The organism is Pseudomonas sp. XS1P51, assembly GCF_054897845.1.
On sequence record NZ_CM142707.1, the window covers coordinates 1,158,793 to 1,174,152 of the forward strand.

A 15,360-nucleotide genomic window follows, 5' to 3' on the forward strand; every position below is an offset into this window, starting at 1 on the left:
TTCGCGAGCAGGCTCGCTCCCACAGGGATCTTCAGTGAATGCAGAGTCTGGATACACCCCGAACCGTGCTACCCCATTGGTCTGATTGCATTCGCAGCCGGATGCTTTAGTGTGGGTTCTACCTTCCAAAACAATAAAAACAGGCTTTCCAATGAGCCAGAGTCTCAGCCAGCTGCGTAAATTCGTTTCGCCTGAAATCATCTTCGGTGCCGGCTGCCGGCACAACGTCGGCAACTACGCCAAGACCTTCGGTGCCCGCAAGGTCCTGGTGGTCAGCGATCCCGGGGTGATTGCCGCCGGTTGGGTCGCCGATGTCGAAGCCAGCCTGCAAGCCCAGGGCATTGACTACTTCTTGTATAGCGACGTTTCGCCCAACCCTCGGGTCGAAGAAGTCATGCTCGGCGCCGAGCTGTACCGCGAAAACCACTGCGATGTGATCGTCGCCGTCGGTGGCGGCAGCCCGATGGATTGCGGCAAAGGCATCGGCATCGTCGTCGCCCACGGGCGCAGCATTCTCGAGTTCGAAGGCGTGGACACCATCCGCGTGCCCAGCCCGCCGCTGATCTTGATCCCGACCACCGCCGGCACCTCGGCGGACGTCTCGCAATTCGTGATCATCTCCAACCAGCAAGAACGCATGAAATTCTCCATCGTCAGCAAGGCCGTGGTGCCGGACGTATCGCTGATCGACCCGGAAACCACCCTGAGCATGGACCCGTTCCTGTCGGCGTGTACCGGCATCGACGCGTTGGTGCATGCCATCGAAGCCTTCGTGTCTACCGGGCACGGACCGTTGACCGACCCCCATGCGCTGGAAGCCATGCGTCTGATCAACGGCAACCTGGTGCAAATGATCGCCAACCCGAACGACATCGCCCTGCGCGAGAAGATCATGCTCGGTAGCATGCAGGCCGGGCTGGCGTTCTCCAACGCGATCCTCGGCGCGGTACACGCCATGTCCCATAGCCTTGGTGGGTTTCTCGACTTGCCGCACGGCTTGTGCAACGCGGTGCTGGTGGAGCACGTGGTGGCCTTCAACTACAGCTCGGCGCCGGATCGCTTCAAGGTGATTGCCGAGACCTTCGGTATCGATTGCCGTGGCCTCAATCACCGGCAGATTTGCGGGCGTCTGGTGGAGCATCTGATCGCTCTGAAACATGCGATCGGTTTCCATGAAACCCTCGGTTTGCATGGGGTCAGCACCGCGGACATTCCGTTCCTGTCGCAACACGCCATGCACGACCCGTGCATTCTTACCAATCCGCGCGAATCCAGTCAGCGTGATGTCGAGGTCGTCTATGGCGAAGCCCTCTGACGAACAGCAACGGGCGCTGGCCGGGTTACTGGGGTTAGGCAGCCATTCGGCGCGCAAGAGTCACTACCCGGAACTGGCCGCTCGCCTCGACGAGCTGGAAGCCGAGCGCAATCGCTACAAATGGCTGTTCGAAAACGCGGTGCACGGGATCTTCCAGGCCAGCCTGCTGGAAGGCATGCGCGCCGCCAACCCGGCGCTGGCGCGGATGCTCGGTTATCAGGACCCGCAGGACGTGCTGTTTTCCCTGGCTGACCTGGCGAGCAACCTGTTTGTCGGTGGTGCGCGGGAGCTGGAAAACATTGGCGAAATCCTCAGGCATCAGGGCAGTCTGCACGGCTATGAAACCCAGTTGCGGCGCAAGGATGGCAGCAGCCTCGACGTGCTGATGAACTTGCTGCTCAAGCCTGATCAGGAAGGGCTGGTAGAAGGGTTTGTCGCCGACATCACCGAACGCAAACTGGCCCAGCAGCGCCTGCAACAGCTCAACGACGAACTGGAGCAACGCGTCACCGCGCGCACCGACGAATTGCTCGAAGCCAACCGCAACCTGCAACAACAAATCACTCAGCGCAAACAGATCACCGAGGCCTTGCGCGATGCCCGTGACGCCGCCGAGGCCGCCAATCGCAGCAAGGACAAATACCTCGCCGCCGCCAGTCATGACCTGCTGCAACCGCTCAACGCCGCACGTTTGCTGATCTCGACCTTGCGCGAACGCAAACTGCCCGAAGTCGAACAGGTGCTGGTCGAACGCACCCACCAGGCCCTGGAAGGGGCGGAAGATTTGCTCACCGATTTGCTGGATATTTCCCGGCTCGATCAGGCCGCGGTGAAACCGGATGTCGCGTTGTACCGCCTCGACGAGTTGCTCGGGCCGTTGGTCTCGGAGTTCCAGTCGGTGGCCGAAGCGGCCGGGCTGAACCTGCGGGTGCACATGGGCGATTTCGCCATTCGCACCGACTTGCGCCTGATGACGCGGATTCTGCGTAACTTCCTCAGCAACGCCTGCCGCTACACCGACGAAGGCAGCATCCTGCTGGGGGCCAGGCGTCGGGGTGACATGCTGCGTCTGGAAGTCTGGGACACCGGGCGCGGGATAGCCGCGGATCGGCTGGATTCGATCTTCCTGGAGTTCAACCAACTGGACGTCGGCCGCGCCGCCGACCGCAAGGGCGTTGGCCTGGGGCTGGCAATCGTCGAACGCATCGCCAAGATCCTCGACTACCGGATTCAGGTGCATTCGCTGCCGGGGCGAGGCTCGATGTTCAGCATCGAGGTGCCGATTTCCCATGAGGTTCCGCTGCCGATCAGTCAGGTCGCGCCCCTGCCGGGTACAGGCAATCCGTTGCCGGGCCGGCGCTTGCTGGTGCTGGACAACGAAGTGAGCATTCTGGAAAGCATGAGCGCGCTGCTCGGGCAGTGGGGTTGCGAAGTGGTGATCGCCACCGATGAAGCCTCCGCGCTGGTGGCCTTGCAGGGCCAGGCACCGGAGCTGATCCTGGCGGACTATCACCTCGATCACGGGGTGGTGGGCTGTGAGGTGGTCAGGCATTTGCGTGAGCATTTCAGCCAGGTGATTCCAGCGGTCATCATTACCGCGGATCGCACGGATCAGTGTCGGCGCTCGTTGCAGCGACTCGATGCACCGCTGCTGAACAAACCGGTGAAACCCGGCAAGTTGCGTGCGGTGTTGAGTCAGATGCTGGGGTAGCGGTGGGTTCAGGGCAGGTTTCAGCCGGTGATCATTGGCGGCAGGGTGCCCAGCAGCGAAACCGCCGCCACTGCGCCGATACCCAGTAGCCATTCCAAGATCACGCTGGCGCGCAATGTCGTCAGCCGCTGCTCACAGTCCTTGATTCGCAACCGATTGAACAGCGCCAACCCCAGCATCGCGGCCACCAGTAGCACCTTGATCAACAGAATCAACGCAAACCCGGACAGCAATGGCGTCGGCCAAAAAGTCCCGGTGAGTACCCGCACGTTGATCAGGCCCGTGATCACCAACCCCGCCACCAACACATATCCGATACCGCTGAAACGCTGCAGTATCGCGCTGACCGCCTGCCCGGCGGGTTGCCGAAGGATCATCACCAACACCAGCAACCCACCGAGCCAGGCGCCGACGCAGGTCAGGTGAATGATCTGATTGAGGATCAGCAGCTGGCCGTTGAGGCCATCGAGCATCGCGCCGTGACCGACCGGGGCCAGCGTCGCCAGCAACAGAGCGCTCAGGGTTATTCGTAAGGGCAGGCTGGAGCGCAACGGTATCAGCAGTAGCGTCATGAGCACACTATTGAGCAGCAGGTGCCAGCTCCAGACCTGACCGAAAAACGTATTGCCCAACACCAGCCGCAGGGTCGACAGATCGAATGCTGCCTCCCAGGCCCCGGCCATGCTGGCGGTGATCAGCAGCAACCAGCCGATGCCGCTGACCAACGCCACCGCCGCGAGCCAGCGGGTGACCCGCGCCAAAGGCTTGTCCAGCAACGTCTCACGGCCCAACAGCAGCGGCCTGAAGACCCAGGCTCCGAACAGCATCAGCACCACGGTGAAATGCAGGAAGCGGCACAGCACCATCGCGCTCGTCATGAATTACTGGCCAACCTTGAAGCTGTAGGCGCCTTCGCTTTTGTGGGTGTCGACCGACACGGCATGCCATTCCACTTTGTAGGCGCCCGCCGCCAATGGTGCGGCCGGCGTAACGATCAAGGTTTTTTTATCGCTGCCTTCGGTGGCCAGGCTTTTCACCGGGACGTCGGCACCGTCCTTGCTGATCGTGACTTTGGTGAAGGTGGCTTCGACGCCTTCGGAAAACACCAGGCGCAAGTCCGACGGTGCGCTCACGGTGCTGTCGGCGGCCGGGGTCTGGCTTTTCAGATGGGCGTGGGCAAACACCGACGAAGCGGCGAGCAGAGAGCCGAGCAGGGCGGCGGCAGTCAGGGTTTTCTTGAGCAGCATCGTGGATACCTCAGAGGCAGATTCGAAGAATCGGGCAGTTTACCTGCGAGAACCTTGTTGTACGAAGTTTGGTTTTCCCCTGTCGCCGCGACGTAGAGCGGGTGCTAGTCTTGACCAACGCTGTTGTCAGGGAGCCCTCATGGGCAATCACAAGATCGAGATCCGCCGCAGTAACGTCGAGAAAATTCTGCTGGGGGCCGAAAAGGTCTTCGCCGAAAAAGGTTTCGGTGGCACCGCCATGGCTGACATCGCCGCAGAAGTACAATTGCCACGTTCGAACCTGCATTACTACTTCAGCACCAAGACCGAGCTGTACAGCGCCGTGCTGCTCGGTTTGCTGGAAGTCTGGAAACAGGACGCCTTGTGCTTCGAAATGTTCGACGACCCGCGCGTGGTGCTCAGCAGCTACATCCGCGCCAAGATGAACCACTCCCGCAGCCGGCCTTACGGTTCGAAGGTCTGGGCCAACGAAATCATCCACGGCGCACCGACGCTGGGTGAGAAACTGGACGTCAGCCTGTACGACTGGGCCAAGATGAAAGAAGCGAAAATTCGCCAGTGGGTGGACGACAAACGCATCCTGCCGGTGGAGCCTTCGAGCCTGCTGTACATGATCTGGGCCTCGACCCAGCATTACGCTGACTTCGATCACCAGGTGAACATCCTTAATGATCATCAGCCGCTGTCGGACATGCAGTTTGAGCGGGCGGTGCAGACGGTGACGAGTGTGATATTGCGCGGGATTGGGTTGGAACCGTGAGGTTTGTGGTGTATCGACGGGCCTCTTCGCGAGCAGGCTCGCTCCCACAGGGATCTGTTGAACGCTGAAGATCCATTGTGGGAGCGAGCCTGCTCGCGATGGCTGCCGTTCAGGCACCGCTGGTTTCAGGGGCTGACATGGTAGGGATTCCTCGGATCATGATTCCAGTCCAGAAACGGCTTCCCGTTCTCCATCGGCACCATCTCGATGCAATCCTGCACCGGGCACGTGATCTGGCATAGATTGCAGCCCACGCACTCATCATCAATCACTTCATATTTATGCGTGCCGTCCGCCTGCTTGAGGCTGGTAACCGCCTGATGGGAGGTGTCTTCACAGGCGATATGGCAACGGCCACAACCAATGCACGCCTCCTGATCAATCTTCGCAATCACCTGATAGTTAATGTCCAGGTACTTCCAGTCCGTGGTATTGCCTACCGCCCGCCCGGAAAAGTCCGACACGCTGGCATAACCCTGACTGTCCATCCAGCGTGACAAGCCGTCCTTCATTTCATCGACAATCCGGAATCCGTGCAGCATGGCCGCCGTGCACACCTGCACCGCGCCGCTGCCCAACGCGATGAATTCCGCGGCGTCGCGCCAACTGCCAATGCCGCCAATGCCGGAGATCGGCAGGCCTTGGGTCTGCGGGTCGCGGGCGATCTCGGCGACCATGTTCAGGGCTATCGGCTTCACCGCCGAACCGCAATAACCACCATGGGTGCTTTGGCTGCCCACGGCGGGATTGGCGACCATGCGCTCCAGGTTGACGCTGGTGATCGAATTGATGGTGTTGATCAGCGACACCGCATCGGCACCGCCACGATGGGCCGCGCGGGCGGCGACGCGGATGTCGGTGATGTTCGGCGTGAGCTTGACGATCACCGGCAGCGAGCAATAGGTCTTGCACCAGCGGGTGACCTGTTCGACGTACTCCGGCACCTGGCCGACCGCCGCGCCCATGCCCCGTTCCGGCATGCCGTGGGGGCAGCCGAAATTCAGTTCGATACCGTCAGCGCCGGTGGCTTCCACCAGTGGCAGGATGTGTTTCCAGGACGCTTCGACACACGGCACCATCAACGACACGATCAGCGCACGGTCCGGCCAGTCCTTTTTGACCTGGGTGATTTCCCGCAGGTTGATTTCCAGCGTCCGGTCGGTGATCAGTTCGATGTTGTTGAAGCCCATCACTTCACGGTTGGGACCGAAGTGTGCCGAGTAGCGCGACGACACGTTGACCGCCGCCGGGTCTTCACCCAGGGTTTTCCAGACGACGCCACCCCAGCCAGCCTCGAAGGCGCGGACCACGTTGTAGGCTTTGTCGGTGGGCGGCGCGGAGGCCAGCCAGAACGGGTTGGGGGCTTTGATGCCGGCGAAGACAATCGAGAGATCGGCCATTTACGCAGCCTCCACGTTGAGCATGAGTTGGGCGTTGATCGCTTCGGCAGCCCGTTTGCCGTGCTGCACCGCTTGCACGGTGAGGTCCTGATCGAGGCTGGTGCAGTCGCCACCGGCGTACACGCCGGGGATGCTGGTGCGCAGGTTTTCGTCCACCTGAATCCGCTCACCCTGACGCTTGAGTTCCCGGGCCAGCGGGTCGGCGAGGGCGCTTGAGTCGAAGGCCTGGCCGATGGCCTTGAAGATCGCGTCGGCGACCAGTTCGAAGGTCTGCCCGGTGGTTTGCAGGCGACCTTCTACCAGGTGCGTGCGGGCGAAACGCATGCCGCGCACATTGCCCTGGTCATCGAGCAACACTTCTTCCGGTTGTGCCCAGGTCAAGAGCCGCACCTGATTGGCCTTGGCGATGTCCTGTTCGTGGCCGGTGGCGCCCATGTCCTCGACACCGCGGCGGTACACCAGATTGACGTCATGCGCACCGAGACGGGCCATTTGCACGGCCATGTCGATGGCCGTGTTGCCGGCGCCGAGCACGATGCAATGGTCCGCCAGCGGCAGCTGACTCAGGTCATCGGTCTGGCGCAGTTCGCGGATGTAGTCGGTGGCGGCGAGCAGGCCGGGCGCCTCTTCGTGAGGCAAGCCCAATTGTTTGCTGGCCGCCAGACCGAGGCCAAGAAACACCGCGTCGAACTGTTGATGCAGTTCGCTAAGGGTCAGGTTCTCGCCGAGTTTCTGGCCGTGACGGATTTCGATGCCGCCAATCGCCAGCAGGAAATCCAGTTCCTTTTGCGCGTAATCGTCCACCAGTTTGTACTTGGCGATCCCGTATTCGTTGAGGCCTCCGGCCTTTTCCCGTGCCTCGAAAATCACCACGTCATGCCCATGCATGGCACTGCGGTGAGCGCAGGACAACCCGGCCGGGCCGGCACCGACCACGGCGATACGCTTGCCGGTGGCCGCGGCGCGCTGGAACGGGTGTTCGCTGAAGTGCGCGTTGTCCACGGCGTAGCGTTGCAGCAGGCCGATCAGCACCGGTGCGCACTCGTGGTCGTTGTTGCGCACACAGGCTTGCTGGCAAAGGATTTCCGTCGGACAAACCCGGGCGCAACTGCCACCGAGGATGTTCGCCGAGAGGATCTTTTGCGCGGCGCCCTGAACGTTTTCCTGATGGATATTGCGGATGAACGACGGAATGTCGATCTCGCTCGGACAGGCGTTCACGCACGGCGCGTCGTAGCAATACAGGCAGCGCGAGGCTTCCAGATGCGCCTGACGATCGTTGAGCGGCGGTGCCAGATCGGTGAAGTGGCCGGCGAGGGCGGCCGCATTCTCATAGGGATGCGGAAGGTGGTTCAGGGTCTTGATCACGGGGTTGGCCTCACGGTTATTGAGGTACTGCCTCTGATGGGCATTGGTTTGTTCACGGTCCTCCCGGTAGGAGCTGCCGAAGGCTGCGATCTTTTGATCTTGATCTTAAAAAGCAAAGTCAAAAGATCGCAGCCTTCGGCAGCTCCTACAGAGGAATGCATTTCAAATGTGGGAGCGAGCTTGCTCGCGATAGGCCGAAGGCCGCTCTCAGCGTTTCACGGCAACAGGCCTGGTCAACTCAGCCCGCTTGCTCAGCAAATCAAACACCGCCGGATACGCCGGCCGTTCGACATACCGCCCGGCACCCCGCTCGGCCCGTAGATCGCCATCCGCCCAGACCACCCGGCCCTGGCTCACGGTATGACTCGGCACGCCGCGCACGGTCTTGCCTTCGAAGATGTTGAAGTCCACTTGCTGGTGATGAGTCTTCGCCGAAATCGTCCGCGTGCCCTCCGGGTCCCACAGCACCAGATCCGCATCGGCACCGACGCGAATCGCCCCTTTGCGCGGGTAGAGGTTGAAGATCTTCGCGGTGTTGGTGGAGGTCAGAGCCACAAAGTGCTGCATCGACAATCGCCCGGTGTTGACCCCTTCATCCCACAGCACGGCCATGCGGTCTTCGATACCGGCGGTGCCGTTGGGGATCTTGCTGAAGTCGTCGCGGCCAGCGGCTTTTTGCTCGGCGCAGAAGCAGCAATGGTCGGTGGCGGTGGTGTGCAGGTTGCCTGATTGCAGGCCATGCCAAAGCGCTTCCTGATGACCGCGAGGACGGAACGGCGGGCTCATCACGTAGCCGGCGGCGGTCTGCCAGTCCGGGTGTTGGTAGACGCTGTCGTCCAGCAGCAGATGCCCGGCCAGCACTTCGCCGTAGACTTGTTGGCCCTTGCTACGGGCGTAGGTGATTTCGTCGAGGGCTTCCTTGGTCGAGACATGCACCAGGTACAGCGGTGTGCCCAACGTTTCGGCGATACGGATCGCCCGGCTCGCCGCTTCGCCTTCAACCTGTGAAGGGCGCGACAGCGGATGTGCTTCCGGGCCGGTCATGCCCTGGGCCATCAACTTGCGTTGCAGGTGATAGACCAGCTCGCCGTTTTCTGCATGCACGGTGGGTACCGCGCCGAGTTCCAGGCAGCGCTCGAAACTCGCCACCAGGGTGTCGTCGGCCGCCATGATCGCGTTCTTGTAGGCCATGAAGTGCTTGAAGCTGTTGACCCCGTGGTGGCTGACCAGCTCGGCCATTTCCTCGCGGACCTGCTCGCTCCACCAGGTGATCGCGACGTGGAAACCGTAATCCGACGCCGACTTTTCCGCCCAGCCGCGCCACTGATGAAACGCTTCCATCAAGGATTGCTGCGGATTGGGGATCACGAAGTCGATGATCGACGTCGTGCCACCGGCAAGTCCCGCCGCCGTACCACTGAAAAAGTCTTCGCTGGCCACGGTGCCCATGAAGGGCAATTGCATGTGCGTGTGCGGGTCGATGCCACCAGGCATCAGGTATTGGCCACTGCCGTCGAGCACTTCGGCGCCCGCCGGAACATCAAGGTTTTCACCGATGGCCTTGATCACGCCATCGGCGCAATAGACGTCGGCGCGATAACTTTCATCGTGGGTAATAACGGTGGCGCCACGGATCAACAGAGACATTCCGAGTTCCTCGCAGGCAATGACCGACTTGTGCCGGTTCTAAATGTTTTATATGAAGCCAGCGCAAACAGGTGTATTCCTGTCATCACTGTCAGGAATAGAAGCTAGTCTGAGTTTTGGGAATGAGCAAGAATATTTTTTATAAGCCTGTGTCTGTTTTAACTTATTGAAATATAACGATTAAAACTGAAAATCACCAAAACGGTGAGGCCCCTCACCATTTTGACGCACTTGACAGGTTCTAAAAATGAACGAGATTTCTTATGTGAAATCAGCCGCTTGAGGATGGTCTATGGTTGATGCGCAACATTGAAAAAAAGAGGTATGCACCAGATTGAGTCCTGACTGTTCGGACAACTTGCCTGGCATTCGGCCTGAGTGGCGTGGCAAGTAACCGGGAACTCAGAAGTTGAATATATAAAACTGATAAACATCAGTTATTTACAAAGCTTTATGGCACTGCCCGATGCGCAAGCGGGATACCCGGCACGTTTATTGATGCCGCCGCTGACACCTTGGCCGGTCCGTAAAAGTTGTCAGTTCCTCCGGCCATCGTCGGCTCGCGCGCTTTGCGCCAGCCCCTGATGAGCAAAAATAATCAAAAGAACAGTGGAGTGGCCATGCAACAGATCAGATCGCAAGTGACCGAGCGCGACGGCTTGTTTGAGCTGGAAGCCGGCAGCGACGTGCTCGACAGTCCCCGTTACAACCACGACATGGCACCGACCAAGGTGCACGAACGAACCTGGAACAAATGGCACATCACCGCGCTGTGGGTCGGCATGTCGATCTGCGTGCCGACCTATACCCTTGGCGGGGTGTTGACCGCGTACTTCGGTCTGAGCGTCGGCGAGGCGCTGTTGGCGATTCTGTTTGCCAACATCATCGTTCTGATCCCCCTGACACTGAATGCATTCCCCGGCACCAAATACGGCATCCCGTTTCCGGTGTTGTTGCGCTCGTCCTTTGGCGTGCTCGGTTCCAACATCCCGTGTCTGATCCGCGCCCTGGTGGCGTGCGGCTGGTTCGGCATCCAGACGATGTTCGGCGGGCTGGCGATTCATCTGTTTCTGGGCTCGGTATTCGAGGGCTGGAAGTCCCTCGGCGGCACCGGTGAAGTCATCGGCTTCATGATGTTCTGGGCGCTCAACCTGTGGGTGGTGCTGCGCGGTGCCGAGTCTATCAAGTGGCTGGAAACATTGTCGGCACCGCTGTTGGTGCTGGTCGGCGTGGGCCTGCTGGTGTGGGCGATGCCGAATGTGTCGATGACCGAGTTGCTGGCGATTCCGGCCAAGCGTCCGGAAGGGGCGAGCGTGGTCAGTTACTTCGCTGCTGGTTTGACCGCGATGGTCGGGTTCTGGGCCACGCTGTCCCTGAACATCCCGGACTTCAGCCGTTACGCGAAAAGCCAGAAGGACCAGATACTCGGGCAGATTTTCGGCTTGCCGCTGACCATGTTCCTGTTTGCGGCTCTTGGCGTGGTGATGACGGCTGCATCAGTGAAACTGGTCGGCGTCTCTGTCTCCGATCCAGTCACCCTGATCGGACATATTCAGAGCCCGGTCTGGGTCGCGTTGGCCATGGCGCTGATCATCATCGCCACGCTGTCCACCAACACGGCGGCCAACATCGTTTCGCCGACCAACGACTTCCAGAACATTGCGCCGAAGGTGATCAACCGTACCAAAGCGGTGTTGCTCACGGGGCTGGTCGGCCTGGTGTTGATGGGGCATGAGTTGTTGAAAAAACTCGGGCTGATCGTCTCCGACGTGAGCCTGGAAACCGTCTATTCCAATTGGTTGCTGGGGTACTCCAGCCTGCTGGGCCCGATCGCCGGGATCATGGTGGTGGACTATTTCCTGATCAAGAAACAGCAACTGGATTTGGCCGGGCTCTATCGCGATGACGTTTACCCGGCGTGGAACTGGTTCGGGTTTATCGCGTTTGGTGTGCCGGTGGCGTTGACGCTGCTGTCGCTGGGTAGCGATGCATTCAGCTGGTTCTATAGCTATGGCTGGTTCACCGGCTCGGCGCTGGGTGGGTTGATTTATTACGGGTTGTGCTCGATGCGGCCTAGCCCGTCAATCGCCAAATCCCCGGTGTGAGCACTGGCCCCATCGCGAGCAGGCTCGCTCCCACAGAGGGAACGCATTTCAAATGTGGGAGCGAGCCTGCTCGCGATGGCGGCCTCCAAAGCACCAAAGAAATACCAGAAGAAACCTATAACAACTGCCTGAGGAGATCATCATGAACGCTGCCGTAGACGTTCTGCAGTCCACCCATCAGCACATCAACCGCGACCGTCTCTGGCAGTCGCTCATGGACCTCGCCAAACTCGGCGCCACGGTCAAGGGCGGCGTCTGTCGCCTGGCCCTGACCGACCTCGACCGTCAGGCCCGGGACATTTTCGTGAAGTGGTGCGAAGACGCAGGCTGCACCGTCAGCATCGACGCCGTCGGCAACATCTTCGCCCGCCGCCCCGGCCGCAACCCGAACCTGCCCCCGGTGATGACCGGCAGCCACATCGACACCCAGCCCACCGGCGGCAAGTTCGACGGTTGCTTCGGCGTGCTGGCCGGCGTCGAAGTGCTGCGCACCCTCAATGACCTCGGCGTGGAAACCGAAGCGCCGCTGGAAGTGGTGGTCTGGACCAACGAAGAAGGCTCGCGCTTCGCTCCGTGCATGATGGGCTCCGGCGTGTTCGCGGAAAAATTCACCCTCGAAGAAACCCTGGCCAAGGTCGATGCCGAGGGTATCACCGTGGGTGAAGCACTGAACGCCATCGGCTACGCGGGCTCACGCAAGGTCAGTGGTCACGCCGTCGGCGCCTATTTCGAGGCGCACATCGAGCAAGGCCCGATCCTCGAAGACGAACACAAAACCATCGGCGTGGTGATGGGCGCCCTCGGGCAAAAATGGTTCGACCTGAAACTGCGTGGCGTCGAAGCCCACGCCGGCCCAACCCCCATGCACCTGCGCAAGGACGCCCTGGTTGGCGCGTCAGTGATCGTCGGCGCCGTCAACCGTGCAGCCCTCGGCCATCAACCCCACGCCTGCGGCACCGTCGGTTGCCTGCAAGCCTACCCCGGCTCGCGCAACGTCATCCCCGGCGAAGTGCGCATGACCCTGGACTTCCGTCATCTGGAGCCGGCGCGGCTGGACTCGATGATCGCCGAAGTCCGCGAAGTCATCGAAACCACCTGCGAGGAACACGGCCTGACCTTCGAACTCACCCCCACTGCCGACTTCCCGCCGCTGTACTTCGACAAGGGCTGCGTCGAAGCCGTACGCGGTGCGGCTCAAGGTCTTCGCTTGTCCCGCATGGACATCGTCAGCGGAGCAGGGCACGACGCAATCTTCCTTGCTGAACTCGGCCCGGCCGGGATGATCTTCGTACCGTGCGAAGGCGGCATCAGCCACAACGAAATCGAAAACGCCGCGCCGGATGACCTGGCGGCCGGGTGTGCGGTGTTGTTGCGGGCAATGCTGGCGGCTTCGGCGGCGATTGCCAGTGGTCAATTGGCGGCTTGAATCGTAGAAGACCGCTTACTCTGGCAGCGCCTGCGCGTTTGCGGGCGCCCGCCGATGACGGTTACTTCTTGCCGTTGACCTTACGAGGAAACTCAACGACGCGCCTGCAACGCTCTGAATATCAACATCCCCGCCAGCATAGCGATCACAAATACCCAGGCCTGCCAATGGCCCGTCGGTAGCAACACCAGCGCAGGCCCAGGGCAGATGCCCGCAATACCCCAACCAACCCCGAACAGCAGGCTGCCACCTATCAAGCGTCTATCCAGCTCACGACTGACAGGCAACTGCATCGGTGCACCGAGCAAGGACTTCGGTTGTTTCATGGCCCAGTGAAACGGCACCCAGGCCACCGCAATCGCCCCGATCATGACCAGCGCCAGGGAGGGATCCCACAGGCCGGTTATATCGAGAAAACCCAACACCTTGGCCGGGTTGGCCATGCCTGCCAATAGCAGACCGATGCCGAACAGCAGGCCGGCGAGGAAAGCCGTCAGTTTTTTCATGTTCAAAACCCCAGCAGATGACGCAGCACAAACACAGTCGCAAAGCCTGCGAACATGAAGCTCAGCGTCGCGACGATGGAGCGTGGTGACAGCCGCGAGATACCGCACACCCCGTGGCCACTGGTGCAACCAGAGCCATAACGGGTGCCAATCCCGACACACAATCCGGCGATGATCAGCCCCACGGTACCGGTCTTGAATTCGATGGCCGGCCATGCCTGAAACAACGCCCACAACATGGGGGCCGCCAGCAGTCCGAGGATGAATAAGGCTTTTTCGCCGCGTCCCGAATCACCACGCTCCAACAAACTGCCCAGCAGTCCGCTGATCCCGGCTACCCGTCCATTGGCCACCACCATCACGCTGACCGCCAAACCAATCAGCACACCACCTGTCAAGGCGGACCAAGGGGTGAAGTGCAACGAATCCAACATCATGGCAACGTTCCTGGCAGGTAAAGGACAGTATTGAAACATTGTTTCCCTGAGCTTAGGGCAGTCCACGCGCGAACGCCCGACCAAAAGATCAAAGCCTTTGTCGTCGCGTCACAAACCATAATGCTGGATCGTCATCTCGTTGAATCCCTCAAACAGTGGAGCAACACGATGTCGTTCAACACCCAACCGACCAACTTGCTGCAATCCATCCCTCAGGTCTTCGAAAGCCTGACCCAGGTCCATGTCACTCTCGACAGCCACGACCTGCCGGCGAGCCTGAAACACTTGATCCACCTGCGTGCCTCGCAGATCAACCAGTGCGGGTTCTGCGTGAAGATGCACACCCGCGAGGCCCGTGAAGCCAATGAAACCAACCTGCGCGGCGACTTGCGTGAGCATTTCGACGACGCGCGGATCGGCGCCTTGACGGCCGAGATTGGCATGATCAACCTGTGGAACCGTTTGCAGGTGTCGAGGCACTGATTGATGAGTTGCGCTGAAAATGCCGCCGCTGTGTTCGAGCAGCGGCGGCCCTTTTTGCTCGGTCTGGCGTATCGCATTCTCGGCTCCCGCGCCGAAGCCGAGGATGTGGTGCAAGAACTGTTCATCAAATGGCTGGAGGCCGACCGGGCATCGATTGCCACGCCGGCCGCCTGGCTGACCACGGCCTGCACCCGGCACTGCATCGACCTGCTGCGTTCGGCCCACAAGTCGCGGGTCGACTACATCGGCACCTGGCTGCCGGAGCCGATTCACACCACCCATCAGAATTCACCCGAGCACATGCATGAACTGGCCTCGTCGCTGTCCACCGCGTTCCTGCTGATGCTGGAACGGCTGACCCCCAAGGAACGCGCGGCGTATCTGCTCTACGAAATCTTCGACATGGATTACGCGCAAGTCGCCGAAGCGGTCGGGGTTCAAGAAGTGGCCTGTCGCAAACTGGTATCCCGGGCCAAGGCCAGCCTCGGCAGCGGACAAATCCGCTACCAAGCGGAACCGGCCCGTCAGACCGAACTGTTGAGCGCTTTCCACAGCGCCATCGCCATCGGCTCGACCCACTCGCTGATGGCGATGCTGAGCGAAGACGTGGAACTCTGCGCCGACAGCGGCGGTAAGGCAGCGGCTATCCGCGACACCTTGACGGGTATTAGCCGCGTGCTGGATTTCATTGGTCGATCGTTGCATGCCTACTGGCAGGCGTGTGAATGGCTGCCCACTGAAATCAACGGTGCCCAGGGTGTGATCATCAAGGCCGACGGCGACATCACCGCGTCGTTGACCTTCGGTTTCGATGAAGCAGGGCGGGTGAGCCGGATTTTTATCATGCGTAACCCGGATAAGTTGGCGGAGCTGGAAGCATCGTTGCAAGTGCAATAGTCAAAAGATCGCAGCCTGCGGCAGCTCCTACAGGAGATCGCGGTCGGCGTAGGAGCTG

The 15,360-nt window shown here is 60.5% G+C and carries 14 protein-coding genes; 7 read left to right on the plus strand and 7 right to left on the minus strand.

Annotation, left to right across the window (positions count from 1 at the left end):
• The first annotated feature begins 151 nt into the window (after positions 1-151).
• Entirely contained in the window at positions 152-1,315 is a 1,164-nt protein-coding gene (gene ercA / locus ACYZUD_RS05520; protein ID WP_462022993.1) for an alcohol dehydrogenase-like regulatory protein ErcA, read from the plus strand.
• The gene (locus ACYZUD_RS05525) at positions 1,299-3,026 is read left to right on the plus strand and encodes a PAS domain-containing hybrid sensor histidine kinase/response regulator (protein WP_462022994.1); all 1,728 of its coding nucleotides are present in this window, start codon (positions 1,299-1,301) and stop codon (positions 3,024-3,026) included. Before ercA ends, ACYZUD_RS05525 begins: the two co-directional genes overlap by 17 nt.
• Positions 3,027-3,046: 20 nt before the next feature.
• Here ACYZUD_RS05525 and copD read toward each other — a convergent pair whose 3' ends face one another.
• Positions 3,047-3,904, minus strand: a complete 858-nt coding sequence (gene copD / locus ACYZUD_RS05530) for a copper homeostasis membrane protein CopD (RefSeq protein ID WP_462022995.1) — start codon at positions 3,902-3,904, stop codon at positions 3,047-3,049.
• Positions 3,905-3,907: 3 nt separating this feature from the next.
• On the minus strand, positions 3,908-4,273 hold the full coding sequence (gene copC / locus ACYZUD_RS05535) for a copper homeostasis periplasmic binding protein CopC (RefSeq protein WP_462022996.1): 366 nt from the start codon (positions 4,271-4,273) through the stop codon (positions 3,908-3,910).
• A 139-nt stretch (positions 4,274-4,412) separates the two neighbouring features.
• Here copC and ACYZUD_RS05540 point away from each other — a divergent pair, with 139 nt between their 5' ends.
• Positions 4,413-5,033 carry a TetR/AcrR family transcriptional regulator gene (locus ACYZUD_RS05540; protein WP_462022997.1) on the plus strand — a complete coding sequence of 207 codons (621 nt, stop codon included), beginning with the start codon at positions 4,413-4,415 and terminating at the stop codon, positions 5,031-5,033.
• A gap of 125 nt (positions 5,034-5,158) precedes the next feature.
• On the opposite strand, the gene preA is transcribed toward ACYZUD_RS05540, so the two are convergent.
• From preA to hydA, 3 genes are all read right to left on the minus strand, one after another.
• Positions 5,159-6,433, minus strand: coding sequence for an NAD-dependent dihydropyrimidine dehydrogenase subunit PreA (gene preA, locus ACYZUD_RS05545; protein ID WP_462022998.1), 1,275 nt, complete (start codon positions 6,431-6,433; stop codon positions 5,159-5,161).
• Positions 6,434-7,801 carry an NAD(P)-dependent oxidoreductase gene (locus ACYZUD_RS05550; protein WP_462022999.1) on the minus strand — a complete coding sequence of 456 codons (1,368 nt, stop codon included), beginning with the start codon at positions 7,799-7,801 and terminating at the stop codon, positions 6,434-6,436.
• Positions 7,802-8,008: 207 nt separating this feature from the next.
• Entirely contained in the window at positions 8,009-9,448 is a 1,440-nt protein-coding gene (gene hydA, locus ACYZUD_RS05555; RefSeq protein WP_462023000.1) for a dihydropyrimidinase, read from the minus strand.
• 620 nt (positions 9,449-10,068) lie between these two features.
• On the opposite strand from hydA, the gene ACYZUD_RS05560 reads away from it, so the two are divergent.
• A complete protein-coding gene (locus ACYZUD_RS05560; protein WP_462023002.1) occupies positions 10,069-11,553 on the plus strand; it encodes an NCS1 family nucleobase:cation symporter-1 in 1,485 nt (494 codons plus the stop codon).
• 142 nt (positions 11,554-11,695) lie between these two features.
• Complete coding sequence (locus tag ACYZUD_RS05565; protein WP_462023003.1) at positions 11,696-12,979, plus strand: Zn-dependent hydrolase; 1,284 nt, start codon at positions 11,696-11,698, stop codon at positions 12,977-12,979.
• Between the two features lie 92 nt (positions 12,980-13,071).
• On the opposite strand, the gene ACYZUD_RS05570 is transcribed toward ACYZUD_RS05565, so the two are convergent.
• Together ACYZUD_RS05570 and ACYZUD_RS05575 are read right to left on the minus strand one after the other, a co-directional pair.
• The gene (locus ACYZUD_RS05570; RefSeq protein ID WP_462023004.1) at positions 13,072-13,485 is read right to left on the minus strand and encodes a DUF6691 family protein; all 414 of its coding nucleotides are present in this window, start codon (positions 13,483-13,485) and stop codon (positions 13,072-13,074) included.
• Between the two features lie 2 nt (positions 13,486-13,487).
• Positions 13,488-13,922 carry a YeeE/YedE family protein gene (locus ACYZUD_RS05575; protein ID WP_462023005.1) on the minus strand — a complete coding sequence of 145 codons (435 nt, stop codon included), beginning with the start codon at positions 13,920-13,922 and terminating at the stop codon, positions 13,488-13,490.
• Positions 13,923-14,090: 168 nt separating this feature from the next.
• On the opposite strand from ACYZUD_RS05575, the gene ACYZUD_RS05580 reads away from it, so the two are divergent.
• Together ACYZUD_RS05580 and sigJ are read left to right on the plus strand one after the other, a co-directional pair.
• Positions 14,091-14,405, plus strand: a complete 315-nt coding sequence (locus tag ACYZUD_RS05580; RefSeq protein ID WP_462023006.1) for a carboxymuconolactone decarboxylase family protein — start codon at positions 14,091-14,093, stop codon at positions 14,403-14,405.
• A 3-nt stretch (positions 14,406-14,408) separates the two neighbouring features.
• Positions 14,409-15,302, plus strand: coding sequence for an RNA polymerase sigma factor SigJ (gene sigJ, locus ACYZUD_RS05585; RefSeq protein WP_462023007.1), 894 nt, complete (start codon positions 14,409-14,411; stop codon positions 15,300-15,302).
• Positions 15,303-15,360 lie beyond the last annotated feature (58 nt).